The sequence below is a fragment of the Erwinia endophytica genome (assembly GCF_009295515.1).
GTDB lineage: Bacteria > Pseudomonadota > Gammaproteobacteria > Enterobacterales > Enterobacteriaceae > Erwinia > Erwinia endophytica.
Genome location: NZ_RQVV01000057.1, coordinates 189,243 through 215,479, shown reverse-complemented (window position 1 = coordinate 215,479; position 26,237 = coordinate 189,243). Strand labels below are relative to the sequence as shown.

General features: G+C 54.7%; 21 protein-coding genes and 1 pseudogene. 19 read left to right on the top strand and 3 right to left on the bottom strand.

The window, feature by feature from the left end:
- Positions 1-342 precede the first annotated feature (342 nt).
- Positions 343-4,263 carry a S6 family peptidase gene (locus EH228_RS18360; RefSeq protein ID WP_193323381.1) on the top strand — a complete coding sequence of 1,307 codons (3,921 nt, stop codon included), beginning with the start codon at positions 343-345 and terminating at the stop codon, positions 4,261-4,263.
- A gap of 98 nt (positions 4,264-4,361) precedes the next feature.
- Here the strand turns inward: EH228_RS18360 and cueO are convergent, their stop codons facing one another.
- The gene (cueO, locus tag EH228_RS18355) at positions 4,362-5,990 is read right to left on the bottom strand and encodes a multicopper oxidase CueO (protein WP_152323061.1); all 1,629 of its coding nucleotides are present in this window, start codon (positions 5,988-5,990) and stop codon (positions 4,362-4,364) included.
- A 248-nt stretch (positions 5,991-6,238) separates the two neighbouring features.
- Here cueO and EH228_RS18350 point away from each other — a divergent pair, with 248 nt between their 5' ends.
- The 3 genes from EH228_RS18350 to speD all read left to right on the top strand — a co-directional run bounded on the left by EH228_RS18350 (position 6,239) and on the right by speD (position 8,394).
- Entirely contained in the window at positions 6,239-6,586 is a 348-nt protein-coding gene (locus tag EH228_RS18350) for a YacC family pilotin-like protein (protein WP_152323060.1), read from the top strand.
- A gap of 113 nt (positions 6,587-6,699) precedes the next feature.
- Positions 6,700-7,557 (top strand): polyamine aminopropyltransferase, encoded by an 858-nt coding sequence (gene speE, locus EH228_RS18345; protein ID WP_152323059.1) that lies wholly within the window; start codon positions 6,700-6,702, stop codon positions 7,555-7,557.
- Between the two features lie 27 nt (positions 7,558-7,584).
- A complete protein-coding gene (gene speD / locus EH228_RS18340) occupies positions 7,585-8,394 on the top strand; it encodes an adenosylmethionine decarboxylase (protein WP_152323058.1) in 810 nt (269 codons plus the stop codon).
- Between the two features lie 60 nt (positions 8,395-8,454).
- On the opposite strand, the pseudogene EH228_RS18335 reads toward speD, so the two are convergent.
- A pseudogene (locus tag EH228_RS18335) lies at positions 8,455-8,613 on the bottom strand (DeoR/GlpR transcriptional regulator); the annotation flags it as partial.
- Between the two features lie 137 nt (positions 8,614-8,750).
- Here EH228_RS18335 and kdpF point away from each other — a divergent pair.
- From kdpF to kdpE, 6 genes are read left to right on the top strand one after another with little or no spacing between them, the layout of a single operon-like run.
- Positions 8,751-8,840, top strand: a complete 90-nt coding sequence (gene kdpF, locus EH228_RS20910; RefSeq protein ID WP_152323057.1) for a K(+)-transporting ATPase subunit F — start codon at positions 8,751-8,753, stop codon at positions 8,838-8,840.
- Entirely contained in the window at positions 8,840-10,525 is a 1,686-nt protein-coding gene (gene kdpA / locus EH228_RS18325) for a potassium-transporting ATPase subunit KdpA (RefSeq protein ID WP_152323056.1), read from the top strand. Before kdpF ends, kdpA begins: the two co-directional genes overlap by 1 nt.
- A gap of 13 nt (positions 10,526-10,538) precedes the next feature.
- Entirely contained in the window at positions 10,539-12,587 is a 2,049-nt protein-coding gene (gene kdpB / locus EH228_RS18320) for a potassium-transporting ATPase subunit KdpB (RefSeq protein ID WP_152323055.1), read from the top strand.
- Positions 12,588-12,599: 12 nt separating this feature from the next.
- Complete coding sequence (gene kdpC, locus EH228_RS18315; protein WP_152323054.1) at positions 12,600-13,187, top strand: potassium-transporting ATPase subunit KdpC; 588 nt, start codon at positions 12,600-12,602, stop codon at positions 13,185-13,187.
- Complete coding sequence (locus tag EH228_RS18310; RefSeq protein ID WP_420841476.1) at positions 13,184-14,980, top strand: DUF4118 domain-containing protein; 1,797 nt, start codon at positions 13,184-13,186, stop codon at positions 14,978-14,980. The genes kdpC and EH228_RS18310 overlap by 4 nt, the downstream gene beginning before the upstream one ends.
- The gene (gene kdpE / locus EH228_RS18305; RefSeq protein WP_152323052.1) at positions 14,977-15,654 is read left to right on the top strand and encodes a two-component system response regulator KdpE; all 678 of its coding nucleotides are present in this window, start codon (positions 14,977-14,979) and stop codon (positions 15,652-15,654) included. Before EH228_RS18310 ends, kdpE begins: the two co-directional genes overlap by 4 nt.
- A 51-nt stretch (positions 15,655-15,705) precedes the next feature.
- Here kdpE and yacL read toward each other — a convergent pair whose 3' ends face one another.
- Entirely contained in the window at positions 15,706-16,068 is a 363-nt protein-coding gene (yacL, locus tag EH228_RS18300) for a protein YacL (protein WP_152323051.1), read from the bottom strand.
- Between the two features lie 207 nt (positions 16,069-16,275).
- On the opposite strand from yacL, the gene EH228_RS18295 reads away from it, so the two are divergent.
- The 9 genes from EH228_RS18295 to EH228_RS18255 all read left to right on the top strand — a co-directional run bounded on the left by EH228_RS18295 (position 16,276) and on the right by EH228_RS18255 (position 26,227).
- Positions 16,276-17,193, top strand: a complete 918-nt coding sequence (locus tag EH228_RS18295; RefSeq protein WP_152323050.1) for a LysR family transcriptional regulator — start codon at positions 16,276-16,278, stop codon at positions 17,191-17,193.
- 137 nt (positions 17,194-17,330) lie between these two features.
- On the top strand, positions 17,331-18,758 hold the full coding sequence (locus tag EH228_RS18290; RefSeq protein WP_152323049.1) for a M20 family metallopeptidase: 1,428 nt from the start codon (positions 17,331-17,333) through the stop codon (positions 18,756-18,758).
- A gap of 13 nt (positions 18,759-18,771) precedes the next feature.
- Positions 18,772-20,367 (top strand): ABC transporter substrate-binding protein, encoded by a 1,596-nt coding sequence (locus tag EH228_RS18285; protein ID WP_152323048.1) that lies wholly within the window; start codon positions 18,772-18,774, stop codon positions 20,365-20,367.
- 11 nt (positions 20,368-20,378) lie between these two features.
- A complete protein-coding gene (locus EH228_RS18280; protein WP_152323047.1) occupies positions 20,379-21,446 on the top strand; it encodes an ABC transporter permease in 1,068 nt (355 codons plus the stop codon).
- Positions 21,443-22,378: an ABC transporter permease gene (locus EH228_RS18275; protein WP_152323046.1), complete on the top strand. Its 936-nt coding sequence runs from the start codon at positions 21,443-21,445 to the stop codon at positions 22,376-22,378. Before EH228_RS18280 ends, EH228_RS18275 begins: the two co-directional genes overlap by 4 nt.
- Positions 22,371-23,237, top strand: a complete 867-nt coding sequence (locus tag EH228_RS18270; RefSeq protein ID WP_152323045.1) for an ABC transporter ATP-binding protein — start codon at positions 22,371-22,373, stop codon at positions 23,235-23,237. Before EH228_RS18275 ends, EH228_RS18270 begins: the two co-directional genes overlap by 8 nt.
- Positions 23,234-23,992, top strand: a complete 759-nt coding sequence (locus EH228_RS18265; protein WP_152323044.1) for an ABC transporter ATP-binding protein — start codon at positions 23,234-23,236, stop codon at positions 23,990-23,992. Before EH228_RS18270 ends, EH228_RS18265 begins: the two co-directional genes overlap by 4 nt.
- Before the next feature lie 10 nt (positions 23,993-24,002).
- Positions 24,003-24,920, top strand: coding sequence for a serine hydrolase domain-containing protein (locus EH228_RS18260; RefSeq protein WP_152323043.1), 918 nt, complete (start codon positions 24,003-24,005; stop codon positions 24,918-24,920).
- A complete protein-coding gene (locus EH228_RS18255) occupies positions 24,920-26,227 on the top strand; it encodes an MmgE/PrpD family protein (RefSeq protein WP_152323042.1) in 1,308 nt (435 codons plus the stop codon). The genes EH228_RS18260 and EH228_RS18255 overlap by 1 nt, the downstream gene beginning before the upstream one ends.
- Positions 26,228-26,237 lie beyond the last annotated feature (10 nt).

The following is a 26,237-nucleotide window of genomic DNA, read 5'->3' as shown; positions in this document are numbered from 1 at the left end:
CTATAAATACCCCTTTAAGACTTTTCTTGAAAAGAGCCATTACATCATTCAGAATACTATGTAATTTATAATCGAATTATAAAAACCACGTTAATCACACGGAAGTCCTGATTTATTCAGCGATGGAGAGGAAACTTAACCTCTGCAGATGACAGACCCACCATACTTCAAGCCACTGATTGCATAAATACCGGAGGATTGACTCGCAGAACATGTGATTTATTTTGATAGCTTTACCCCGCAGGGGCCAGTGCAGACGAGAGTTAAAATGCCTGACGTTTTGTCCCGTAAGCCAAATATTTTGGGGTCTAGCTCATGGAATAATTTTTAAGGATAACCATTTTGAAAATAAAAAATATTGCTTATTGTTGTTCTTTCTTTGTTACTTTGACTTCCTCAGCCGGGATATTAAACCCATTCGTGGCGGTTCAGGACTATCGTGATTTTGCAGAAAACCTTGGAAAATACACCGTCGGCACAACAAATATTCCCGTTTATAAAACAGATGGCTCGTTGGCGGGTTATCTGGAATTCCCAATGCCTGATTTCAGCTCAGTCGCATCATTGGGGTATGCCACGCTGGTTTCGCCTTCTTACATTGTTAGCGTAAAACACAATAGCGGCTATAAGAACGTGACATTTGGCAATGGAGCGCAATATGCCGCGACCTATACTCTGATTAATCGTAATGAATACAGTACACAGGATTTCCATGCCCCCAGACTGAATAAAGTCGTCACCGATGCTGCGCCGAGCGATACCGTAACACAATCGGATTTCGTCTCTAACCGGTCGCGTTATCAGTGGTACACCCGTGTGGGCGCTGGCGCGCAGAGCCAGGTCAACGAAGAGGGTACTAAACGAGTCTCCCTCTCAGGGGCTTATAACTGGAAGACCGGCGGCACCATTAGCAAAACAAGTCTTCTTAGCGTCACTAACAGTAATCGACTGCGTTATTACAATCTCGGCCCTGACGATCCCAATACCACTCTACTGTCCATTGGAACAAGTGGTGGAGACAGCGGCAGTCCAGTATTTGCCTGGGATGAGATTGATCAGCAATGGAAACTGGTTGCAGTGCATATGGGCTATGACCAGGATATCGGTATCTATCAGAAACGCGCCGTGGCAGGCTATATTCCGGATGACTTCATTGCTTCCATTCAGCAAGCCAATACCTCGCCTGACGTCACTGACAGTAGCGCAGACGGCATCATTTACTGGGGTGACACCGCAATTACCCAGGCTGACCATAGCTGGTCATGGCAGGGGCTGGCGGAACAATATAACAGCCTAGCGCCAGCCAATGCGACCAACGATGAACTCGATGCCACTAAAGATCTGCGCTTCAATGGTGATGGTGGCGTGATAACGCTGGAAGACGCAGTCAATTTGGGCGCCGGTAAGCTGCAGTTTTCTGCCGACTACACACTGAAATCAGCCGATGGCGTCAATGCCACCTGGGTTGGCGGCGGGGTGGAAGTCGATGCCGGTAAAGAAGTACTCTGGCAGGTTAATGGCCTGGCGGATGATGCGCTGCATAAAATCGGTGATGGCACGCTGCATATCAATGCGACCGGGATTAACGAGGGCAGCCTGAATACCGGGGCCGGTACGGTCATATTGGATCAACAAGCCGATGCTTCAGGGCAGAAACAAGCCTTCTCCTCCGTCACACTGGTCAGCGGCCGCCCAACGGTTGTCCTGGCGGATGCACAACAGGTCAGCACCGATAATATCTTTTTTGGCTATCGGGGAGGCACGTTAGATCTCAACGGCAACGCGCTCTCGTTCAAAAAAATCAATCATACCGACAGCGGTGCAACGCTGGTTAACCATAACAGCGAAGAAGCGGCAACGCTGACGCTGGCGGGCTATGGCGATGAAGATGTTACCTTTAATCGCTGGGCATCTTCAGGGACAGGGAACATCGGTGACATTTATAAATACGGCAACCCCTACTCAAAGCAGGCTGAATATTTTCAGTTACTGACCAGCAGTTATGGTGGTTATCCAATCAACCAGACCAGTACCGACATCTGGCAATATCTGGGGACAGATCGAGAGGTAGCGGCTGATCTGGTGTTGTCACAACTGAATCAACAGGTATTCCGCGGCTTTATTGGTGAGACCGACAGTGACAAAACCAATGGGAAACTGGACGTTAATGTCGATATCAGCGGAACCAACGCTAAAATGGCGCTAACGGGCGGCATGAACCTGAATGGCAACCTGAATATAGAGCAAGGTCTGGTTCTTCTGTCCGGTCAGCCCACAGCACACGCTGCCGGCGTGGTTGTGGACGATGACTGGGCAACGTCTTATTTCAAAGCCAACCAAATCGTGGTGAATAAGGATACAACATTCCAGGTGGGCGAATACGCGCAGGTCACCGCAGAGGTTATCGCGGGCGAATCCTCACACCTCATGTTTGGCTACAATAACAGCACGACTGAAGCGGACAAAATCTGGCGCTGCTATTCGGTAATTTACAGTGATACGGTGAGCTGCAGCCAACCCGAACGCAGTGAGCAACAGCAATCAACGCTGCCATCCAGCGCGGTAACCGGGGATGTTTCTCTGGCCAACGCCGCCAGCCTGTATCTGGGTAAAGTGGATTACCAGGGCAGTATCACCTCAACAGGCAGCACCTCTGTGACGCTGGACTCATCCGCTGACTGGACGATGACCGGCAACAGCAATATCACCACTCTCAATGCACTCAGTGGCTCTCACCTGTCCATGTTGCCATCCGGAAGTTGGTCGGCGAAACAACTTGAAGTGGATACGCTAAACGCTACCGCGATGACGCTGAGTCTGGGAGTGAAACCAGAAACAGCGGAGAGCGATAAGCTGACCATCAAAACCTCCGCCACTGGCGACAGCAATATTCTGGATGTCTCTCTGCTGCTGGATACCTCGCAATCGGTCACGCTGCTGGACGATGTGGTGATGATTGATGCGCCATCGGGAACGCCTCATGACTATTTCACCCTGCCGGATATTGCCATGGGATTCAGCCTCTATACGCCTAACTATGCGGTTGAAGAAAACAATGACCGCGTTTTATGGGTTCTGCAACATAATGCCGAGCCAGAACCGGAGGTCGTACCCGACATCACTCCTGACGAGCCTGAAGTAACGCCTGATGTTCCTGATAGTGAGCCGGACGAAGCAGAACCGGTGGTTGAAACACCGGACACCCCTGATCTGATCGAAGAAACAACCGTGGTTGCAACACCAGACACCCCCGAAAAGGCCGCAGACGCATCCGCGGTTGAAACGGAGGAAACACCTGATGAAACATCAACGACCGAAGACACCTCCCAGACTCAGCAGGAATTCTCCCCTGATGACTGGTTTACTATTCAGGATAATAAACCGCTTATCCGCAATACTCGCGCGCTGATGGCATCACGCCAGTATATCTTCAGCGAAGCGCTCAGCCAGTTGAATAGTCGTGCGTCGTTGTTGCGTCACCAGCCGGAGAAAAGTGGCCAGTGGGTAACCATTGAGCAAAACAAAGGTGGATATAAAGGCTTTGACGTCACCCAACAGACGTTGAGTCTGGGCTGGGATACCGTCCGCGACCAACAGATGTTTGGTTTCAACGCCAGCCATACCCAGGGGAAAACCAAAGGCCCTGGTCAGGCAACGCACCGCATGACCACCATTGGCGTCGACTATTCATGGTCATCGCCAACAGGCTGGTTCGTCGATGCCGCCAGTCGCTATATGCATCTGAATCAGGAATTCAGTTTCGACCCGCTGCTCGCTATCCATGGCGCGAGTCCCAATACTCATATCGTGGCCGGCAGCGTCAAAAGCGGATATGCATTTACCAACAGTGACAAAACACTCACCCTTTCACCTTATGTCGGTATCAGCGGCGGCTACCTCTCCGGTTATTCCGTACAGAGTGAAGAGGCGAAAATCGCGCTCAGTTCCAGCACGCCTTATGCAGCCATCGCCGGTTTGGAAGTGAAGAAACAGGCATTCTGGAGCCGTAACCCAAATGTGATGCTCACAGCAGGGATCGAATATCAGTACTCGCCGGGGCGATCTGGATCGGAACTGACGCTGGCGGACAGCCATTCACACCGGACCTTCAGTGCCTTATCGGATAACCGCTATCGAGCCCAACTGGGTATTGAAGGTAAAATCAGTGACAACTGGTCAGTGAATGCCAAAGTGAAAACCAGTTTTGGCGGCACATTCCATACCGACTACAGTGGGGTGGCCGGGCTGACCTGGCATTTCTAATCCCGGTGATGTTCTGCCGGGGTGACAATAAGCATAACGGGGAATCGCCGCCGCCATTCCCCTTACCTTACTCCGAGGCCCGCAAGGGCCTTTTCCCTTCAGGCGCTCACCGTGAACCCCAGCATCATTCCGGTATCCTCATGTTCCAGCAGATGGCAGTGAGCCATATAGGCCTGGTCTTTGGATGCAAGATGATTAAAACGAACCAGCACCTCACTGCGCCCTCCTTCAACACACACCATGTCTTTCCAGCCACAGCGATGGGCGACGGGCGGTTTACCATTTTCGGAAAGAATACGAAACTGCGCGCCGTGAATATGGAACGGATGCAACATGTCGTCACCTTCACCAGAAATCGTCCACTTCTCAAGCGCACCTTGTTTCACGTCGAACAAAGGGGTATTCATATCAAAGGCGACCCCATTGATTTTATTAATATTATGGAAATCATCAGGTTTCTGAGCGAGAGGGGTGTGCTCCATGCCGGGCATGGAACCATTATCCATCCCGGACATCGTGTTCTGAGCCATTTTTTTGCCAGTAGCCGATGAGGTATCGCCGTCAGTGCCATGAATCTCACTGCGCATCCCCGCCAGCGCTGAGCGGCCATATTTGTCCATCAACGCCTGCATCCCACGACGGTCAAGTTCTATATCCATCATCAGTTGCAACCAACGCTCTTTAACCCCGTCATACGAGGGCAATGCCGGCATATCCACCAGCTTATCAGGCAGAGTCCCGCTGGAGAGGATCTGCAATGGCTGAATAGTCAGCAGCGGCAGCGGCTGGTCAAACGGCGCCAACGTCATGCCCACCTGCCGAACGGGCAGCGTTTGCAGGTCAAAGGTTTTGCCATCGTGAGTGTTGACCAACACTTCAAAGCGTTCGCCCGGCATCATCGACAATTCGGTCAGTTTCACCGGTTCCGTCAGCAGTCCACCATCACTGCCAATCACGTACAGAGGACGCTGGTCACTGGTGGTCAGATTCAGCGATCGCGCATTACAACCATTCAGCAAACGTAAGCGTAACCAGCCTCGGGGTACCGCTTGCAGCGGATAAATCTCCCCGTTAGTCAGCATGGTATTGCCAAACCATCCCACCGCCGCGCTCATCATATCCAGCGCATAATCAATCTTACCGCCATCAGCACTCAGCCGTTTATCCTGCAGGATCACCGGAATATCATCCACTCCCCAGACTTTCGGCAACAGCAATTTCTCACCCACATCATCTTTCAGGATAACCAGCCCGGCCAGTCCCTGCGCGACCTGATAACCGGTACATCCATGCTGGTGGGGATGGAACCAGCAAGTCGCGCCGGGTTGATCAGGCGTAAAACTGACACGGCGGAAGGCGCCAGGGGCAATCACCGCCTGCGGTCCCCCGTCTGCCTCACCGGGTAGAGCAAGACCGTGCCAGTGAACCGTGGTCGCTTCCGGCAGTTTGTTATGCACATTCATCGTCACCGGTCTGCCGCGGTCCAGTTGAATAGCCGGCCCCAGCAGATTGCCGTTATAACCCCAGGTGGTAACAGATTTCCCTCGCCATTGCGTCTGTCCCTGCTGCACGGCAATATTGATCATCCCACGCGGGTCCGCCGTCAATAACGCCGGAACAGGGAGCTCCGGGCGTACCTGTTCCGCCATCAGCGAACGACTCCATAATGGCAGCGCGCTGGCTGCGCCCATCGCGGCACTCAATTTAATAAAATCACGACGTTGCATCAGCCTTTCCTTAACCTGCAATCATTTGCAGTCCGCAGCATAAACCTTGCCCTTGAGGGGAAGTCAAGTAAATTCCCCCACATTACCTGCTGTCGCCCTCCCTCCTTTTAAGACAGTCAACTTTCCATGTCACATTGCACGTACCACGCGAAAAAATCGTCGTCAGGGGGGATTTTCCTGGCAAAATTGTCTGTAGGCTGACGCTAACTGTGTTAACGTCAGGTTATTGCAATTGGTTGAGGGTAATTATGAAGAAAAGCATCAAGGCCCTGGTTGTACTGGGCCTGTTTAGCTTCTCATCGACAAGTTTTGCGCTTAGCGAATCGGAAGCGGAGGATCTGGCAGATTTGACCGCGGTGTTTGTCTATCTCAAAAATGACTGCGGCTATCAGAGCTTACCCGACAACCAGATCCGCCGGGCACTGATCTTTTTTGCCCAACAAAATCGCTGGGATCTGAGCAACTACAGCAGTTACAACATGAAGGCGCTGGGAGAAGACAGCTATAAGGATCTCAGCGGCATCGCCCTCCCGAACGATGCAAAATGCAAATCACTGGCTCGCGACTCTCTGAGTCTGTTGGCTTACGTGAAATAATCCTGCTTCAAACGTCCTTTCCTGCTGATAATTTGACCGTGCAACCACGGTCATTGTTAGCTATTATACCGCGCCCATTTTTCGTGGCTGTTTTGACCAGGAGAACTCTAATCATGGCCGAAAATGAAATGTGGTATGAAACGCTTCATGCCGGTTTCGGACAGTATTTTTCTGTCGACAAGGTACTGTACCGTGAGCAGACCGAACACCAGGACCTGATCATTTTTGAAAATGCCGCGTTAGGTCGCGTCATGGCGCTGGACGGCGTAGTGCAAACGACCGAACGCGATGAGTTTATCTATCATGAGATGATGACGCACGTTCCGTTGCTGGCTCATGGTGCGGCTAAGCGCGTGCTGATTATCGGGGGCGGTGATGGCGCCATGCTGCGTGAAGTCAGCCGCCATAAGAATATTGAACAGATAACCATGGTGGAAATCGATGCCGGCGTGGTGACATTCTGCCAGCAATTTCTGCCGAACCACAGCGCGGGAGCCTATGAAGATCCACGTTTCAATTTGGTAATTGATGATGGCGTGAACTTTGTCCGCCAGTGTAACGACAAATTTGACGTGATTATCTCTGACTGTACCGATCCCATCGGTCCCGGCGAAAGTCTGTTTACGTCGGAATTTTATGCCGGTTGCCGTCGCTGCCTCAATGAAAATGGCATTTTTGTGGCACAGAATGGCGTGTGCTTCCTGCAACAGGATGAAGCGGTAAACAGCCATCGTAAATTAAGCCATTATTTTGGCGACGTCAGCTTCTATCAGGCGGCGATCCCAACCTATTATGGCGGCATTATGACCTTTGCCTGGGCCAGTGATAATCCGGCGCTGCGTCAGCTGGATCGCGCCACATTACAGGCTCGTTTTGACGCCGCAGGTTTGACGTGTCGTTACTATAATCCGGCAATCCATACTGGCAGCTTTGCCCTGCCGCAATATCTGTTGAATGCGCTGGCCGACTGACCAGGCATCTTAAGGGGGTGAACGAAATTGCAAAAGCTTAAACTACATGGCTTCAATAATCTGACGAAAAGCCTGAGTTTTTGTATCTACGATATCTGTTACGCGAACACCGAAGCGGAGCGTGACGGCTACATTGCGTATATTGATGAGCAATACAATGCTAACCGCCTGACGGAGATCCTCAGCGAAACCTGCTCGATTATCGGCGCTAATGTGCTGAATATCGCCCGACAGGATTATGAACCACAAGGGGCCAGCGTCACTATTCTGGTCAGCGAAGAACCGGTCGATCCGCAAGATATCGACACCTCTGAACATCCCGGCCCGCTGCCTAATTCGGTCGTTGCACACCTGGATAAGAGCCATATTTGCGTCCATACCTATCCAGAAAGTCACCCCGAAGGCGGCTTGTGTACTTTCCGTGCGGATATCGAAGTATCAACCTGCGGCGTGATCTCCCCACTGAAGGCGCTGAACTATCTGATCCACCAGCTAGAATCCGATATTGTCACCATTGACTATCGCGTGCGCGGCTTTACCCGCGATGTCAACGGGGTGAAACACTACATCGATCATCAGATCAATTCGATCCAGAACTTTATGTCCGAAAGCATGAAATCGATGTACGACATGATGGATGTCAATGTCTATCAGGAGAACATCTTTCATACCAAGATGCTGCTGAAAGAGTTTGATCTGAAACACTATCTGTTCAACACCCGACCTGAAGATTTGAGTCCGCAGGAACACAAACGCATTACCGATCTGCTCTGGAAAGAGATGCGTGAAATTTACTACGGACGCAATATTCCGTCCGTCGGGTTGAAAACATTGTAAGACGCGAAGACAGACAGGAAGCGCGGGTGACCTCAGGGTCGCCCGTTTTTATTCGCCTTTCAGAACCCGGCGACGGGCATTGACCAGTAAATCCTCTTTCAGCCCCGCTTTTTCTTCCGTCGGGGTGGTGATACCTTTCACCAGGCTCCATGAGTTACAACTGACAAACGCCATCTCCGGATAGATACTTCTCAGCAATCGGCGACCATGATCGACTATCCGGCATGCTTCTCTGACTCTGGCACAATATTTCATTTTTATACTTTTTTTACACCCTGCCCCCGGACTTTTACGACATCTTTTCACCCTGAATCCTATTCTCCTGCCACAGGCTAAACACACTGTGGAGGTGGATTATGAATACAGGCGTACTCATCGGCATAACGTTGGTATTAGTGCTGTTAGGTTATTTAATTTATGCCTTGATTAATGCGGAGACGTTTTAATGGTCGTATCCGCATGTTTGTTGATAGCCAGTTTCATGCTGCTGTTGTTACTTCTCGCACAACCGTTGGGGAGCGTGTTAGCACGGCTGATCGCAGGCCCGCCCCTGCCAGTCATCGGGCGTCAGGAAAACATTTTATGGCGTCTGATTGGCAACCAAAATGATGATATGGATTGGAAGCACTACCTGACGGCCCTGCTGGTGTTTAACATTTTTGGCTTCATCATGCTGTTTACCATACTGATGCTGCAGGGATACTTGCCTTTCAATCCACAGCACCTGCCAGGGCTTTCATGGGATCTGGCGCTTAACACCGCCGTGAGTTTCGTTACCAACACTGACTGGCAAGCTTATAGCGGGGAAACCACGATGAGCTATTTCAGCCAGATGGTCGGACTGACGGTACAAAACTTCGCTTCCGCCGCGACTGGCATTGCCGTGGCATTCGTGCTGATCCGTAGTTTTGCCCGTCATTCCACTACGACACTGGGCAATGCATGGACAGATTTAACTCGCATTACACTGTATGTCTTGTTGCCCCTTTCATTGATTATTGCGCTGTTCTTTATCAGCCAGGGAACCGTGCAAAACGTTGCTGCCTGGCAGCCATTCACCACACTGGAAGGCGTTTCACAGCTATTACCTATGGGGCCCGTCGCCTCGCAGGAGGCGATCAAAATGCTGGGCAGCAACGGCGGTGGTTTCTTTAATGCAAACTCAGCCCATCCATTTGAGAACCCCACAGCATTAACTAACGTGGTGCAAATGTTGGCCATTTTCCTGATCCCAACAGCGCTGTGTATTGCGTTTGGCAAAGTGGTGGGAGACCGTCGACAGGGCCGTGCGCTGCTGTGGGTGATGTCGGTAATTTTCGTCATCTGTGTACTGGTGGTGATGTGGGCCGAACTGCAAGGCAACCCGCATTTCACCCAACTCGGCGCGGACAGTAATAGCAATATGGAAGGAAAAGAGAGCCGCTTCGGCATCCTCGTCAGCAGCCTGTTTGCGGTCATCACCACGGCCGCATCCTGTGGGGCGGTAAACACCATGCTCGACTCCTTTACCGCCACAGGCGGCATGGTCCCCATGTGGCTGATGCAGATTGGCGAGGTGATATTCGGCGGGGTGGGATCCGGGTTGTACGGTATGTTGCTGTTCGTGCTGCTGGCGGTATTTGTTGCCGGATTGATGATTGGCCGCACGCCGGAATACCTCGGTAAAAAAATCGACGTCGCGGAAATGAAGATGACAGCGCTGGCGATTCTGGTCACACCGGTGTTGGTATTATCCGGTTCCGCTCTGGCGATGATGACGACAGCGGGGCGTAGCGGAATGCTCAACCCTGGCATTCACGGTTTCAGCGAAGTGCTGTATGCCGTCTCCTCCGCCGCCAACAACAACGGCAGCGCTTTTGCGGGCCTCAGCGCTAACACCCCCTTCTGGAATGTGCTGCTTGCCGTATGCATGTGGCTTGGCCGGTTCGCGGTCATGGTGCCGGTAATGGCGATTGCCGGATCGCTGGTGACGAAAAAATCGCAGCCTGTCGGTAACGGTACGCTGCCGACTCACGGGCCGCTGTTTATAAGTCTGCTGATGGGGACGGTGCTACTGGTTGGCGCCCTGACCTTTATCCCCGCCCTCGCCTTAGGCCCGATAGCGGAATCCCTTTCCCCGGCTAATTTTTAATAACGAGGCAGCCATGAACCGTAAACAACCGACGCTGTTTGCCCCCGGATTGATCCACCCGGCGCTCATTGATGCTTTTAAGAAGCTCATGCCGCAGGTGCAGTGGCATAATCCCGTGATGTTTATCGTCTGGGTCGGCAGCATGATGACCACGCTGCTGGCAATCGCGATGTTCAGTGACAAACTGCAAGGCAATGCGCTGTTTACCGCCGCCATCAGCGGGTGGTTATGGTGTACCGTGTTGTTCGCCAACTTCGCCGAAGCATTGGCGGAAGGGCGTAGCAAAGCTCAAGCCAACAGTCTGAAAAACATCAATAAAACCAGTTGGGCGCGCAAGCTTCGCACGCCACAGTACCACGCGCCACAGGAACGCATTCCGGCGGCGGATTTGCGCAAAGGCGACGTGGTGCTGGTTATCGCAGGCGATATCATTCCGTGTGATGGCGAAGTGCTGGAAGGCGCCGCCTCAGTGGACGAAAGCGCGATAACCGGCGAATCCGCGCCGGTTATCCGCGAGTCAGGCGGCGACTTTTCCTCGGTAACCGGCGGGACAGGGATCCTTTCCGACTGGCTGATCGTACAGTGCAGCGTTAATCCTGGCGAAACGTTTCTCGACCACATGATTGCGATGGTTGAAGGCGCACAGCGCCGTAAAACACCGAATGAAATCGCCCTGACCATCCTGTTGCTAGCATTAACCATTATCTTTTTACTGGCAACCGCTACCCTGTGGCCATTTTCTCAATACGGCGGTACAGCCGTCAGCGTGACGGTGCTGATAGCATTGCTGATTTGCCTGATCCCAACCACGATTGGCGGTCTGCTTTCCGCTATCGGCGTCGCGGGCATGAGCCGTATGCTCGGGGCGAACGTCATCGCTACCAGTGGTCGAGCCGTTGAAGCCGCGGGTGACGTGGACGTGCTGCTGCTGGACAAAACCGGCACCATTACGCTCGGCAATCGCCAGGCATGCGCATTTCTACCCGCCCCCGGCATAGATGAAAAAATACTTGCTGATGCTGCACGACTGGCTTCTCTTGCCGATGAAACCCCGGAAGGCCGCAGTATTGTCGCGCTTGCCTGTCAGCGTTTTCATCCAGGTGAACATAACATACAGACCCGGCTCGCCACCTTTGTCCCCTTTACCGCGCAAACCCGGATGAGCGGTATCAATATGCAAGATCGCATTATCCGTAAAGGTGCGGAGGATGCCATTCGTCACTACATTGAGGCGAATAACGGTCTCTTTCCAGCACCGGTGACTAAGCTGGTTGAAGGGGTCGCACGCCAGGGCGGCACGCCGCTAGTGGTTGCCGAGGGCACGACGGTACTCGGCGTTATTGCGCTGAACGATATTGTAAAAGAAGGAATTAAAGAACGTTTTGCTCAACTGCGTCAGATGGGGATTAAAACGGTGATGATCACTGGAGATAACCGACTGACCGCCGCTGCGATCGCCGCAGAAGCGGGCGTGGATGATTATCTTGCCGAAGCCACGCCAGAAGCTAAGTTGGCGCTGATCCGTCAATACCAGACCGAAGGACGTCTGGTGGCCATGACCGGCGACGGCACCAACGATGCCCCAGCGCTTGCCCAGGCCGACGTCGCGGTGGCCATGAATTCGGGGACTCAGGCCGCTAAAGAGGCCGGAAATATGGTGGATCTGGACTCTAACCCCACCAAACTGATTGAAGTGGTGCATATCGGTAAACAAATGTTAATGACCCGCGGCTCATTAACCACGTTCAGTATTGCCAATGACGTGGCGAAATATTTCGCCATCATTCCGGCAGCCTTTGCGGCGACCTATCCGCAGCTTAATGTGCTGAATGTCATGCATCTGCACTCCCCCGACTCGGCTATCCTGAGCGCGGTAATTTTCAACGCGCTGATCATTATTTTCCTGATCCCTCTGGCACTGAAAGGAATCGGCTATCGGCCGCTAAACGCCGCCGCTATGTTGCGCCGTAACCTGTTGGTCTACGGCCTCGGCGGGCTGGTGGTACCGTTTATCGGTATCAAAATCATTGATGTAATGTTGACCCTGTGCGACCTGGTTTAAGAGGAGATTAAAATGGCGACGTTACGCCCGGCTTTACGGTTGCTGATCGTACTAACATTAATTACCGGTGGCCTGTACCCACTGGTAACCACCCTGTCTGCCCAGTGGTGTTTTGCGCAACAGGCCAACGGCTCGTTAATTATCGAACAGGGTCAGATTCGTGGTTCATCGCTGATCGGCCAAAATTTTACCGCGGCGAAATATTTCCAGGGTCGACCTTCAGCCACAGCGGGAAGCCCCTATAATACAATGGCATCGGGCGGCAGCAACCTGGCAGGCAGCAATCCGGAACTGGATCAGCAAATTAAAACCCGCGTTGCCGCCCTACGGGCCGCAAATCCGCTGGCGCCATCGGGTATTCCGATCGAACTGCTCACCACCTCCGCCAGTGGCCTGGATCCGCAGCTGACGCCCAGCGCTATCCTGTGGCAGGTAACACGGGTGGCGCAGGCAAGAAATTTGCCCGTCGGGCAGGTCTTACAGTTGGTGGCGGAGCAGACTTCAACACCGCTGGTGAATTTTATCGGCAACCCGGTGGTCAATGTTATTGAACTGAACCTGGCGCTGGATGATCTCCCGTCTCGCGCAACAGACGAATGATGGATGGCGCAACAGATTATCCCCCTGGCAATAAAGGATGTGTTATGACCGAGGAGCCGCTACGCCCCAACCCGGATAAACGGCTGGAGAAGGTCAGCCGCCAGCCGCGCGGAAAACTGAAAACCTTCTTTGCCGCCTGTGCCGGAGTGGGAAAAACCTACGCCATGCTCCAGGAGGCCCAGCACCTGCAATCGCAGGGTATGGACGTATTGGTCGGCGTCGTGGAAACACATGGACACCGGGAGACGGCCGCCAAAAGATCCGATACACGGAGTCTGAGCGAAAAATGGCGCGTTCAGCTCTGTGGCTGCGCGGTGGCGGTACTGCTTTGCACGGTTATCAGCTTTATCGCCAGTCAGTGGCTGGTCGCCTTTGACGCAGCCAATCTGGTGATGATTTATCTGGCAGGCGTCGTCATCGTCGCGCTGTTTTACGGGCGCTGGCCATCGGTCCTGGCGACCATCATCAACGTCATCAGCTTCGACCTGTTCTTTATTGCGCCCAGGGGCTCGCTGGCGGTTTTTGACGCGCAGTATCTACTGACTTTCGGCGTCATGCTCACCGTCGGGCTGGTGATTGGCAATCTGACCGCCGGGGTTCGCTACCAGGCGCGAATCGCTCGTTACCGTGAACAGCGCACCCGCCATTTATACGAAGTGTCCAAAGCCCTGGCGGACAACCGTACGCCGCAGGACATTGCGACCACCAGCATACAATTTATCAATAATACCTTTCAGGCCCGCTGTCAGGTGCTGCTTCCTGATAACCACGGCGTATTAAGCGCCCTATCGTCTCAGGACCCACCCACGAACTGGGATGAAGCCATTGCCCGCTGGAGCTTTGATAAAGGCCAGCCCGCCGGCGCCGGGACCCATACATTACCCGGCGTGTCCTATCAAATTTTACCGCTACGTACCCCCGAGAAAATATTCGGCCTGTTGATCATTGCTCCAGATAATCTGCGCCAGTTAATGCTCCCGGAGCAGCAGCGTCTGCTGGAAACCATTACGCTGCTGATCGCCACCACGCTGGACCGGCTGTTCCTGACGGCCAGCGAGGAACAGTCGCGATTATCCAGCGAGCGAGAACAACTGCGTAATTCGCTACTGGCAGCCCTCTCTCACGATCTGCGGACGCCGCTGACCGTGCTGTTTGGCCAGGCGGAAATCCTGACGCTGGATTTAACGCGCGAAGGTTCGAGACATGCGCCGCAGGCTAACGAAATTCGCCAGTACGTACTGAATACCACGCGGCTGGTCAACAATCTGCTGGATATGGCCCGTATCCAGTCCGGGGGATTCAGCCTTCACAGGGAATGGCTTACGCTGGAAGAGGTGGTCGGCAGCGCGCTGAAAATGCTCGAACCGGGGCTGGGCGGACGACACATCGCTCTCACCCTGCCGGATCCGCTGATGCTCATTAACGTGGATGGCCCGCTGTTCGAACGCGTGCTGATCAATTTGCTGGAAAACGCGGTCAAATATGCCGGTTCGCAGGGCGAGACCGGACTGCGCGCGACATCAATGGCGGACAAGCTGGACCTGGAAATATGGGATAACGGCCCTGGCCTTCCGCCAGGCAAAGAACAACTTATTTTTGATAAATTTACGCGCGGTAATAAAGAATCAGCCATTCCTGGCGTGGGTCTGGGACTCGCCATCTGTCAGGCAATCGTCGGAGTACATGGCGGTCATATTTACGCCGTCAATCGACCAGAAGGCGGAGCCAGCTTCCACGTGGTACTACCGCTCACCCCGTCCCCTGAGTTGCCTGAAATGAGTGAGATAATATGATATCGGTTCTGATTATCGAGGATGAAAAAGCGATTCGTCGCTTTCTGCGCACAGCTCTGGAAGATCAAGCGTTGCGCGTGTTTGAAGCGGAAACGTTACAGCGTGGTTTGCTCGAAGCCGCCACCCGCAAGCCTGATCTGGTGATCCTCGACCTCGGATTGCCAGATGGCGATGGTATCGACTTTATCCGTGATTTTCGCCAATGGAGCCCAATACCGATAATTGTCCTGTCGGCCCGCAGTGACGAACAGGTAAAAATCGCCGCGCTGGACGCGGGCGCAGATGATTATCTGAGTAAACCTTTTGGTGTTGGTGAGCTGCAGGCCCGACTGCGCGTAGCGCTTCGCCGCCATCCCGGCACACTTGATCCGCAACCGGTGTATCAATTTTCCGCCATTAACGTTGACCTGTCCTCCCGTCGTATCACCCGTGGCGAGGAACAAATCCATCTTACGCCTATCGAATTTCGCCTGCTCGCCACGTTACTCAACAACCACGGTAAGGTCCTGACCCAGCGCCAACTGCTAAATCATGTGTGGGGCCCTAACGCCGTTGAACACAGCCATTATCTGCGTATCTATATGGGCCATCTGCGTCAAAAGCTGGAGAGAGACCCAGCGCGTCCACAGCATCTGCTGACCGAAACCGGGATCGGTTACCGTTTTATGCTGTGATCCAGTCTGCCACCACCAATGAACAACCCGACATTAACGCATTAAACCGGACTAACGCCCTTGTAAAAAAGCCCGGTAAGCGGCGGCAACCGCCAGAAAATCTTCCACGCCACAGAAGCACAGGCTTTCTTCATCGTAGTAACTCATCCCTTCTTCCATCTCATCGCCCGTAAAACTGAGCTGATTGGCGCGGATAATCACTTCTTCTTCATCCAGCCACAGCGTGTACTCATGCCCTACCCGCTGCCACTGCCGCTCACTGCCTTTCACCGCCGCCACGGCGGCTTCCACCTCATCCAATACCGCCAGGTCGCCTTGCACCTCTTCATTAAACCAGTGAGCCGCCGCTTCATGCCCCATTGACATCGAGACCGTCACCCCACCGGCGAGGTCGCGTAAAAACTCATATTCCACTCTGTTGTCCTCTTGCCAGCCAACCGTAATGCACAGCCATAGTGCATTTTCTGCGCTCTTTGCGCGTTCAGTCAGGAATACCTCGCATTATCGCAGCCTGTCCGACGAATAACAGCGCTTGCCTGGCCTTTTCGCACAGTGGCGCGCTTTTTGCGTGTTGCTGATCTCAGTCGTCCCTTCCCTTTTCATCCAGAACGAGGCTTTATTATGGAATTGAAATGGTTTGAAGATTTTCTGAGCATTGCACGCTGTTGTACCTTCACCCGTGCCGCCGATGAACGGCACATTACCCAATCAGCACTCAGTCGCCGGATCCGCCAGTTGGAAGCGTGGTTGGGCGTGCCGTTATTCGATCGTAAAACCTACCCAGTGACCTTAACCCCTGAGGGACAGGCTTTCCTGCTCACCGCCAGTGAAACGGTATTCGCCATCAATCATCTGCGCAGCGATTTGCACCGGCGCTATGAAAAACGCACCTCAGTATTACGTTTCGCCATGTTAAACACGCTGTCGCTGACCTTTTTCCCCACCTGGATAGAGCAGCTTAAACAGCGACAGCCATTAGGCTACATCCGGCTCTGTGACCAGAAACCGACTTTCGTTGAACAGATAGCCCTACTTCATGGCAACGAAACCGATTTCCTGTTGACCTATGCCCATGACTCAGTGGCATTGATTCAGCAGTTGCAACACTACCCAATGTTGTCACTGGGGACAGAACGCGCCATTGCAGTGTGCCGCCCGGACAGCACAGGTAAACCGCTCTATGCCGTCGGCGTCAGCAACGAGCCGATTCCCTTTCTCAGTTATGGCGATCACTCTTTCTTTGCCCATGCCCTGGCGCGCTCGGAAGCCATTCAGTCGCTGCCATTGGTGGCTATCTATGAAAATGGGATGTCGATTAACCTGAAAGCCATGACCATGGCCGGGAGCGGGGTGGCATGGCTACCGGAAAGCCTGTTGCAAGCGGAGCTGGAAAGCGGCGCGCTGGTGCGGGCGGGAAACACCAGCTGGGATGTGCCGCTGGATATCCGCCTGTATCGCCAGCCGGTCCTGCGCGCCGAATCCGCCAGACTGTTATGGCAGTGCGCCGCGGACAGCGAGAAAATCCCGTCGCCCGCCTGATGCGGAAAAACTATGCAGTTTTGGAATGGGTCAGTCAAATTGCTCATTGGTATTTAACCGCTTTTCTCTTGCATGCTGAAACCAGCCGGGTCATCGCAGACCCGTTTCTTACCCAATCATCTTCTCTGGGGACAACCATGAAAAACAAAGCGTTAGTCTGGAAGTTAGTGGATAAGCACCGCACCGAATTCTGTGACCTGAGCGATCGGATCTGGGATATGCCAGAGATTTGTTATACCGAATATCGTTCTGTGGCGGAGCACACCGCCATGTTGCAGCAACAGGGCTTTCGCGTGATGGAAAATGTCGCCGGGATCCCAACCGCGGTCATGGGAGAAGCGGGCGAAGGCGGTCCGATTATTGCCATTCTTGGTGAGTATGACGCCCTGCCGGGACTCAGCCAGGCAGCGGGCGTGGCTTACCCATCGCCGCTGCCTGGCAATGGCCAGGGGCATGGCTGCGGACACAATTTGCTGGGTTCCGCCGCCATGCTGGCAGCCACCGCATTAAAAGAGTGGCTGGCTGAAACCGGTGTCCCCGGCCGTGTCCGTTACTACGGTTGCCCGGCAGAAGAAGGCGGCGCGGCAAAATCCTTTATGGCGCGCGCAGGAGCGTTTGATGGCGTTGACGTGGCGATTACCTGGCACCCCAGCAGCCAGCATGAAGTGGCCAAAGCCCGCTCGCTGGCGAATACCCGTATGGACTTCTTCTTTACCGGACGCGCTTCTCACGCCGCCGCCTCCCCCCACCTTGGCCGCAGCGCTCTGGATGGCGTCGAACTGATGAATGTTGGCGTACAGTACCTGCGGGAGCATATTCCTCAGGACTCGCGTATCCACTATGCGATGCTGGACTCTGGCGGCATTGCCCCCAATGTCGTCCAGGCCAAAGCCGCAGTACGTTATGCCATTCGATCACGCGATGTACACGCGATGTTTGAACTGAACGAACGGGTAAAACGGGTCGCGCAGGGCGCGGCGCTGATGACGGATACGCAGGTCGAGATCAGCATTATGAGCGCGGTATCAAATCTGCTGGGCAACCGCCCGCTGGAAGAAGCCATGCAGCGCAATTTTGAAGTACTGGGCACCGTGCCGTTTGATCAGGCGGATCTGGCCTTTGCCGCCGAGATCCAGGCCTCGCTCAGTGCCGAAGATATCGCCAATGATTACCGCAAAGCAGGCATTAAACCCGCCGCGCCTAAGCCGCTGAGCGATTTCATCATTCCACTGGATACACACGGTGAAGTAATGATCGGCTCCACTGACGTCGGGGATGTCAGTTGGGTGTTGCCGACCGTACAGGCGCATGTGCCAACGATGGCGATTGGTACGCCAGGCCACTCCTGGCAACTGACGGCTCAGGGAAAAATGCCAGCGGCACATAAAGGTCTGACGCATGTCGCTAAAATCATGGCCGCAACCGGCATTGATGTTCTTACCGACAAAATTCTGCTGGCGCAGGTGAAAAAAAACCATTTTGAGCAGACCCGGGAAAATCCTTATCACTGCCCGATCCCGGCAGAAGTTAAACCGCCGATACAGCCACGTCCGCAAACCTTGTAATTCGGAGTTAGCAATGCCAAAAATACCGATGATTACCGCCACTCTACTGGTCGTGGGTTGTTACAGTGCGGCTTCGCAGGCCGCCACGCCGCCAGATTCACTGGTAATGGCCTGGAATATCGATGCGATCAGCACCTGGGACCCGGCCCAGATTGGTGAAGTGGTCACCAATGAGTTAATCCTCAATACTTGCGATACCCTGGTGTCGTTTGACGCCAGGGACGAGAAGAAAGTCGTGCCCAGTCTGGCCAAAAGTTGGGATGTGTCCGCTGATCGCCAGCAAATAACGTTCCACCTGCAGCCCAACCTGAAATTCCCTGATGGTACCGCCGCCAGCGCCAGCGATTATGCCTGGTCACTACAACGGGTGGTAAAACTGGGCTATGGCAACGCCGCTACCCTGCAAGAGTATGGTTTCAACAAAGAAAATGTTGACCAGATGATCACCGCGCCGGATGCGACCACCCTGGTGATGAAATTCGATAAAGCCTATCCGACCAACCTGGTGCTCCAGGCCATCGCCGCCAATGAGGTCTCCACGCTGCTGGAACGTAGTTTGTTAGAAAAACAGGCGCTGAATAACGATCTGGGACATAAATATCTCTCCACGCATACCGCCTGTGTCGGCCCTTATCAGCTCATGAGCTGGAATGCGGGTGAAGGGGTGGTGCTACAAGCCACGGCGAACTATTGGGGTACCCCACCCAACCTGAAACGCATCCTGATCCGGCATGTTGCCGAAACCGGCACCCAACGCCTGTTGCTGACCCAGGGCGATGTGGATATCGCCCGCGACCTTTCCGCTGACGACCTGAAAAACCTGGATGCCGGCGGCAAGGTCAAGGTGGAAAAGGTCCTTAAACCCCAGTTGTTCTTCTGGACCTTCAACAATGAGGATCCTGTTTTCAAAAACGAAAACGTCCGGCTGGCCATGCGCTACCTGATTGATTATGACGGACTGGCGAAAAGCGTTATGCCGTATCTTGGCGTGCCTCGCGCCAGCTTTGTGCAACTGGGGGCGTTTGGCGCGCTGGATGCCAAAGCGGGTCAGCCATTCAAGCTGGATCTGGTCAAAGCGAAGCAACTGCTGACGGCAGCCGGTTATCCCGATGGTTTTTCAGCATCGGTGATTTTCGGCACGCTGCCTCATTCCGCGCCCATCGCGCAAAATATCCAACAGAATGCCGCGAAAGTCGGCGTGAAACTGTCGCTGGAACGCATGGCTAACGCCCAACTGTTCAGCCGGGTTCGCGGACGGGAGTTCCAGAGCGCGATGATGGCCTGGCAGACCTCCGTACCGGATGCTTACGGCAATGCCTCCCGTCTGGTCTATAACCCGGATAATCGCAAAGAGGCGCGCGCCACGCAGTATCCCAGTTGGCGTGCCGCCTATTACGATCCGGCGATGAACCACGCGGTCAAAGCCGCATTGCTGGAGCCGGACGATAATAAACGGGTCGCCATGTACGCCGACCTGCAACGTGAACAGATGCAGAAAGGCCCGTTAGCTATCATGTTCCAGATGTACAACACCGCAGGCATCAACCCGGCGGTGAAAAACTGGACCTGGAATGGTTTTCGCGTGTGGTACGGCGCGGCATCGAAATAAAGGGGACGGTTATGTCGCAACAAACCTTAACCGAAGCCGCCGGGCCAGCCCCCTGGCTCAGCGGCCTGAAACGGGTGCTTAAAGGTATTTTCTCGTTATTCTGCACCCTGCTGGGACTGGCGGCGCTGACCTTTTTTATCGGCCGCCTGTTGCCAATCGATCCGGTAGTGGCGGCGATCGGCGACAACGCCAGTCAGGAAGCCTACAACCAGATGTTTCATCAGTTAGGGCTGGATCAGCCGCTATGGCGACAGTTTAGCGACTATCTCTGGCAATTGGCGCATCTGCATTTGGGCATCGCCCTGACCACCAGCCAGCCAGTAGCCCATGATATTGCCCGTGTTTTTCCGGCCACGCTGGAGCTGGCGACTGTCGCGGCGATCATGGGCGTGGGGTTAGGGATCCCCGCTGGCGTGCTGTCGGCGATGTACCGCAACTCGTGGTTTGACAATCTGATCCGTTTTGTGGGTCTGCTCAGTTACTCCACGCCGCATTTCTGGCTGGGGTTGATGGGACTGTTGGTGTTTTACGCCACCCTGGGCTGGATTGGTGGACCCGGCCGCATTGACTTTATCTATCAATTCGACTTGCGCCCGGTGACCGGCTTCTGGCTTATCGACAGCGCGCTGAGCGGCAATATGGCGATGTTTAAAAACGTCTTCAGCCATCTGATCCTGCCCGCGTCGATTCTGGGGCTCAGTTCACTCGCCTGGATCAGCCGGATGGTGCGCAGTTTTATGCTGGAGCAGCTCTCCCAGGAGTACATCATTACCGCACGGGTCAAAGGCCTTTCCTGGGCGCGCTGCGTCTGGGGTCATGCCTTGCGCAATATTGCCGTGCCGACCCTCACCGTCGTCGCCCTCTCCTGGGCCTGGTTGCTGGAAGGCGCGGTCCTGACCGAAACCGTCTTTGCCTGGCCGGGTTTTGGTCGTTACCTGACCAATGCCCTGCTCGCTGGCGACATGAATGCGGTCATGGGCTGTACCCTGCTGACCGGGACTATCTTTGTGGCGCTTAATCTGATCTGCGATCTGCTCTACCGCCTTTTCGATCCCCGTACACAGTTGGAGAACGCATGACTGACACGGTAAAACGATCATTATCCGCGACAGGCTGGTCAGCGTTACGCCACTGGCTAAGCGCTCCAGTCCCCAAAACGCCTTTCCAGGCCCGGATGCAACAACTGTGGTTGCAGTGGTTGCGCTTTTGCGCCAATCACTCCGCATTATTTGGTTTGGCAGTACTGGCGGTTATCGTCTTCGCCGCGCTGTTTGCCCCCTGGCTAAGCAACCACGATATCTATACGCAAAATCTGGCGCATCGCCTACAGCCCCCCAGCGCCGATTTCTGGCTGGGGACCGATGAACTGGGCAGAGATATTTACAGTCGCCTGTTGTATGGCGCCCGCATCACCCTGTATATAGCCAGTCTGACCGCCGTGATTATCACTCCACTGGGTCTGTTAATCGGCACCAGCGCTGGCTATCTCGGCGGCTGGGTGGATACGGTATTGATGCGCCTGGTGGATATTTTCCTCGCCTTCCCCAGCCTGATCCTGGCGCTGGCGTTTGTTGCCGCGTTAGGCCTCGGTATTGAGAATGCCATTATCGCTATTTCGCTCTCGTCCTGGCCCGCGATTGCCCGCCTGGCAAGAGCCGAAACACTGTCGGTCCGTAAAATGGACTACATTGCCGCCGTGCGATTGCAGGGCGCCAGCGCATGGCACATCATTCTGCACCACATTATCCCGATGTGCCTGCCCTCGGTGGTCGTTCGCGTCACGCTGAATATGGCGGCAATTATCCTGACCGCTGCCGGACTGGGTTTTCTTGGACTCGGCGCCCAGGCGCCCAGCCCGGAATGGGGCGCGATGCTGGCCTCGGGTCGTGAGTTTATGCTGAGCAACGGCTGGATTGCCGCGATCCCGGGTTTAGCGATCCTGTTTACCAGCCTGGCTTTTAACCTGCTGGGCGATGGCCTGCGTGACATCCTGGACCTCCGCCATGAGTGATACCCTGCTGCAGGTGCAGAACCTGAATATCGTTTTCACCGGGCCGCATGAAAACCACCATGCCGTCCGCAATGTCTCTTTTACTGTGGGGCGCGAAAAGCTGGCGATTGTCGGCGAATCCGGATCCGGCAAATCGCAAACCTGCCGGGCATTACTAAAACTGACACCGAAATGCGCTCATCTCAGCGCCGGGATGCTGCGCTTTGGCGATATCGATCTGTTACATGCCAGTGAGCGACAGATGCGCGCCATCCGCGGCAACCGCATCTCAATGATCTTGCAGGATCCCAAGTTCTCGCTTAACCCGCTCATGCGTGTTGGCGATCAAATCAGTGAAGCCTTCCGCCTGCATAACAAAACCGCCAGACGAGTCGCCAAAGCACGCGCGCTGGCGATGCTTGAGTCGGTACATATTCGTAATGCAGAGCACGTTTACCGTCTCTACCCGCATGAAGTCTCTGGCGGGATGGGACAGCGGGTGATGATTGCGATGATGCTGATCCCCGAGCCAGACCTGATCATCGCCGATGAGCCCACTTCCGCGTTGGATGTCACCGTGCGTCAGCAAATCCTGAGCATTCTTGATGAACAGTTGTCGCGACGAAATACCGGACTGCTCTTTATCACCCATGATCTCAATCTGGTTGCGCGTTTTTGCGATCGGGTACTGGTGATGTATGCCGGACGGATTGTCGAGGAAATTGCCGCCAATCGTCTGCACCTCGCACAACACCCCTATACTCAGGCCCTGCTCGCCAGCCAGCCACGTTTGCATCACCCGGTTGAAATGCTGCAGGTGCCAACACGTGATCCCGCCTGGCTGGATGGCCCGGTTTATCGCCATGGAGTCGCCTTATGATCCCCCCACAACAACGTAGTATCGAAACGGTGGATCTGACCATCGCTTTTGGCCGGGGCAACCAGCGCCGCCAGGTCGTGGATAAGGTCAGCTTCACACTGGAAAACGGTGGTTCCTACGGCTTGATTGGCGAGTCCGGTTGTGGGAAGTCCACTATTTTGCGCGCGCTGGCTGGGCTGAACAGCGATTATCAGGGCGCAATATTGTTCGCTAACCAGGAGCTGCCGCCGATCCGCGCCAAACACTTCTATCGCCAGGTACAGATGGTCTTTCAGGATCCTTATGCCTCATTGCATCCGCGTAAGATGGTGTACAACACCCTGCTTGAACCATTGAAGTTGCACCGGCTCGATTGCCATGAAGATCGCATCACCGAGGTGCTACAGGCGGTTGGACTGAGTAATGCGTTCCGTTACCGCTATCCACACCAGCTCTCCGGCGGGCAGCGCCAGCGCGTGGCTATCGCCCGGGCGCTGATCAGCGAACCCTCCGTCCTGCTGCTGGACGAACCCACCTCGGCACTGGATGTCTCGGTGCAGGCCGAGATCCTCAACCTGCTCGTCCGGATGCGCCAACAACGTCAACTCACCTACCTGATGGTGACGCACGATCTGGCCGTGGTGACCCATCTGTGCCAGCGTATCGCCATCATGCACCAGGGAAAACTGTTGGAAGAACTTAGCGCGGATGCCGTACGCAATGGTCTTGCGCATCAGGCCTACACCCGGCAATTCCTTGCGGCCAGTGAAACCTGAAGGAAAAAATATGTTCACTCGATTAACCACCTACCTGAATACCATCAATACCGAGGCGATGCTGGTGCTGCAACATGGCAAGCCCCTCTTTTGCTACGGCAATCTTACGCAGCGTTATCAGTGCCACTCAATGCGTAAAAGTTTTCTCAGCGCGATGACAGGTCAGGCAGTGGCTGAAGGCCGTATCGACCTGTCGCTCACTCTGGCTGACCTTGGGATTGATGATCGACAACCGCTGTCAGCGGTGGAAAAAACCGCCACACTGTACGAGCTGCTGACCGCGCGTTCAGGCATTTATCATCCGGCCAATTATGAAACCGCCTGGATGAAACGCATTAAGCCCGCGCGCAACAGCCACGCTCCCGGCGAAAACTGGTGTTACAACAACTGGGATTTTAATGCGCTGGGTACCGCGTGGCGTCAGTTGACGGGAGAAGATATTCATCCGGCTTTCGGCCGGCGCATTGCCCAGCCGATTGGGATGGAAGATTTTCGCCCGGATGAAGATGGCTGGTATGAGCCCGGCGAATTTTCCGACCATCCCGCTTACCCTTTCCGCCTCTCAACGCGTGATTTAGCCCGCTTTGGTCAGCTTTTTCTGCAAAAAGGAGACTGGAATGGACAATCGGTGATCCCCGCGGCCTGGGTGCAAACCAGCACGCTGCCGATCTCGCATGCCGGGGACCGGGGAGCTTATGGCTATATGTGGTGGGTAAGCCGCGATGGCGTGGCGTGGCCGGAAGTGGTGCTGCCGACAGGCAGTTATGCCGCCAGGGGGGCAGGCGGCCATATCTGTCTGGTGATACCAGCGCTCCAGATGACGGTGGTCCACCGGGTCAATACCGATCTCCCCGCCAGGGAAGTGAATCGCTTCCAAATCGGAAAGTTGCTGCAACACCTGTTGAACTGTCTTGAGGAACCACAGTGATGACCGCGATTGAAACCATTGCCGCCTGGTGCGCCCGCGAGCCACGCTTCAGCCCTACAGCCCGTCGCCTGGCGCGGGAAGCGATGAGCGACACGCTGGCCTGTCTGTATGCCGGACGGGATGATTTTTCCACCCGCGCCGTACAACAGGCCTGGGCCCACTATACCAGCCAGCCAGCCGCCGTGGTGGCGTTGCTGAACGCCACCGCCGCCCATGCGATTGACTACGATGATAACTTTAGCCCGGGAATGTCCCATGCCTCGGCGGTGCTGGTTCCGGCCCTGCTGGCCGTGGCGCTGGCAGAATCGGCGAATGGCGAAGCCCTGGTGAATGCGTATCTGATCGGCCTGCAGGCGCAGGCTTTTGTTGGGGCGGTGGTCAGCCCAACGCACTACACCGCGGGCTGGCACGGCACCTCCACCGTTGGCTGCATTGGCACGGCTGCCGGTGTCGCCTGGCTCAAAGGACTGGACCAGGCCGGGATCGCCCGCACGCTGAGCATTGCCGTCAGTCTCGCCAGCGGCGTGAAAGGCCAGTTCGGCACCGCGCTTAAACCTTTCCATGCCGGGATGGCGGCCCGCAATGCCGTGGATGCCGCGGAACTGGCCGCCTGCGGGATGAGTGGCAGACTGGATATCCTGGAAGGCGAAATGGGCTTTTATCAGTTGTTTGCCGGGAGCGGTTTTTCGGCAGAAAAAAGCGCCGACTGGCTGCGTACCCCGCAACATATTATCGAAACGACGGGCGTTATGCCGAAAAAACACCCCTGCTGCGGCTCCACGCACCGGATACTGGATGCGATCGCAGACTTGCAAGCCGCCAGGGAATTCAGCGCGGCGGATATTGTCTCGGTCAGTTGTAAAGTGGGCGTCTCTAATTTTCGTAACCTGGCCTACCCTGCGCCCAAAGATGAGATGCAGGCCAGATTCTCAATGAATTATTGCGTCATGCGCATGCTGGAAGCAGGTTCGCTCAGCGTGGCGGACTTTACCCAGGAACGGGTAAAAGCGCTGGCTGACCACCCGCAGATGACACGCATCACCATGGAGAGCTGGCAACCAGAAGAGGAAGCGCTGGCGGTGAATCTGCCCCATATTGTGACCCTGACACTGCGGGATGGCACGGTGCTGCGACAGCAACGCCTCAGTGCTAAAGGCTCACTGGCTGAACCGTTTAGCGAGGAAGAGCGCCGACAGAAATTTACTGACTGCTGTACAACGTTAGCGACCGCCGATGCTATCTATCAGCGCCTTAGCCAACTGGAGCAACAGGACAGTCTGCACTTTCTACAGGCAATGATGGTGTAGGGAGAGGGCA

What these genes read in the sequence shown, in the direction of transcription:
- cueO (WP_152323061.1), bottom strand. Translation starts at nt 5,990, where the DNA reads ATGCAACGTCGTGATTTTATTAAATTGAGTGCCGCGATGGGCGCAGCC.
- EH228_RS18350 (WP_152323060.1), top strand. Translation starts at nt 6,239, where the DNA reads ATGAAGAAAAGCATCAAGGCCCTGGTTGTACTGGGCCTGTTTAGCTTC.
- speE (WP_152323059.1), top strand. Translation starts at nt 6,700, where the DNA reads ATGGCCGAAAATGAAATGTGGTATGAAACGCTTCATGCCGGTTTCGGA.
- kdpF (WP_152323057.1), top strand. Translation starts at nt 8,751, where the DNA reads ATGAATACAGGCGTACTCATCGGCATAACGTTGGTATTAGTGCTGTTA.
- kdpA (WP_152323056.1), top strand. Translation starts at nt 8,840, where the DNA reads ATGGTCGTATCCGCATGTTTGTTGATAGCCAGTTTCATGCTGCTGTTG.
- kdpB (WP_152323055.1), top strand. Translation starts at nt 10,539, where the DNA reads ATGAACCGTAAACAACCGACGCTGTTTGCCCCCGGATTGATCCACCCG.
- kdpC (WP_152323054.1), top strand. Translation starts at nt 12,600, where the DNA reads ATGGCGACGTTACGCCCGGCTTTACGGTTGCTGATCGTACTAACATTA.
- EH228_RS18310 (WP_420841476.1), top strand. Translation starts at nt 13,184, where the DNA reads ATGATGGATGGCGCAACAGATTATCCCCCTGGCAATAAAGGATGTGTT.
- kdpE (WP_152323052.1), top strand. Translation starts at nt 14,977, where the DNA reads ATGATATCGGTTCTGATTATCGAGGATGAAAAAGCGATTCGTCGCTTT.
- EH228_RS18295 (WP_152323050.1), top strand. Translation starts at nt 16,276, where the DNA reads ATGGAATTGAAATGGTTTGAAGATTTTCTGAGCATTGCACGCTGTTGT.
- EH228_RS18290 (WP_152323049.1), top strand. Translation starts at nt 17,331, where the DNA reads ATGAAAAACAAAGCGTTAGTCTGGAAGTTAGTGGATAAGCACCGCACC.
- EH228_RS18285 (WP_152323048.1), top strand. Translation starts at nt 18,772, where the DNA reads ATGCCAAAAATACCGATGATTACCGCCACTCTACTGGTCGTGGGTTGT.
- EH228_RS18280 (WP_152323047.1), top strand. Translation starts at nt 20,379, where the DNA reads ATGTCGCAACAAACCTTAACCGAAGCCGCCGGGCCAGCCCCCTGGCTC.
- EH228_RS18275 (WP_152323046.1), top strand. Translation starts at nt 21,443, where the DNA reads ATGACTGACACGGTAAAACGATCATTATCCGCGACAGGCTGGTCAGCG.
- EH228_RS18270 (WP_152323045.1), top strand. Translation starts at nt 22,371, where the DNA reads ATGAGTGATACCCTGCTGCAGGTGCAGAACCTGAATATCGTTTTCACC.
- EH228_RS18265 (WP_152323044.1), top strand. Translation starts at nt 23,234, where the DNA reads ATGATCCCCCCACAACAACGTAGTATCGAAACGGTGGATCTGACCATC.
- EH228_RS18260 (WP_152323043.1), top strand. Translation starts at nt 24,003, where the DNA reads ATGTTCACTCGATTAACCACCTACCTGAATACCATCAATACCGAGGCG.
- EH228_RS18255 (WP_152323042.1), top strand. Translation starts at nt 24,920, where the DNA reads ATGACCGCGATTGAAACCATTGCCGCCTGGTGCGCCCGCGAGCCACGC.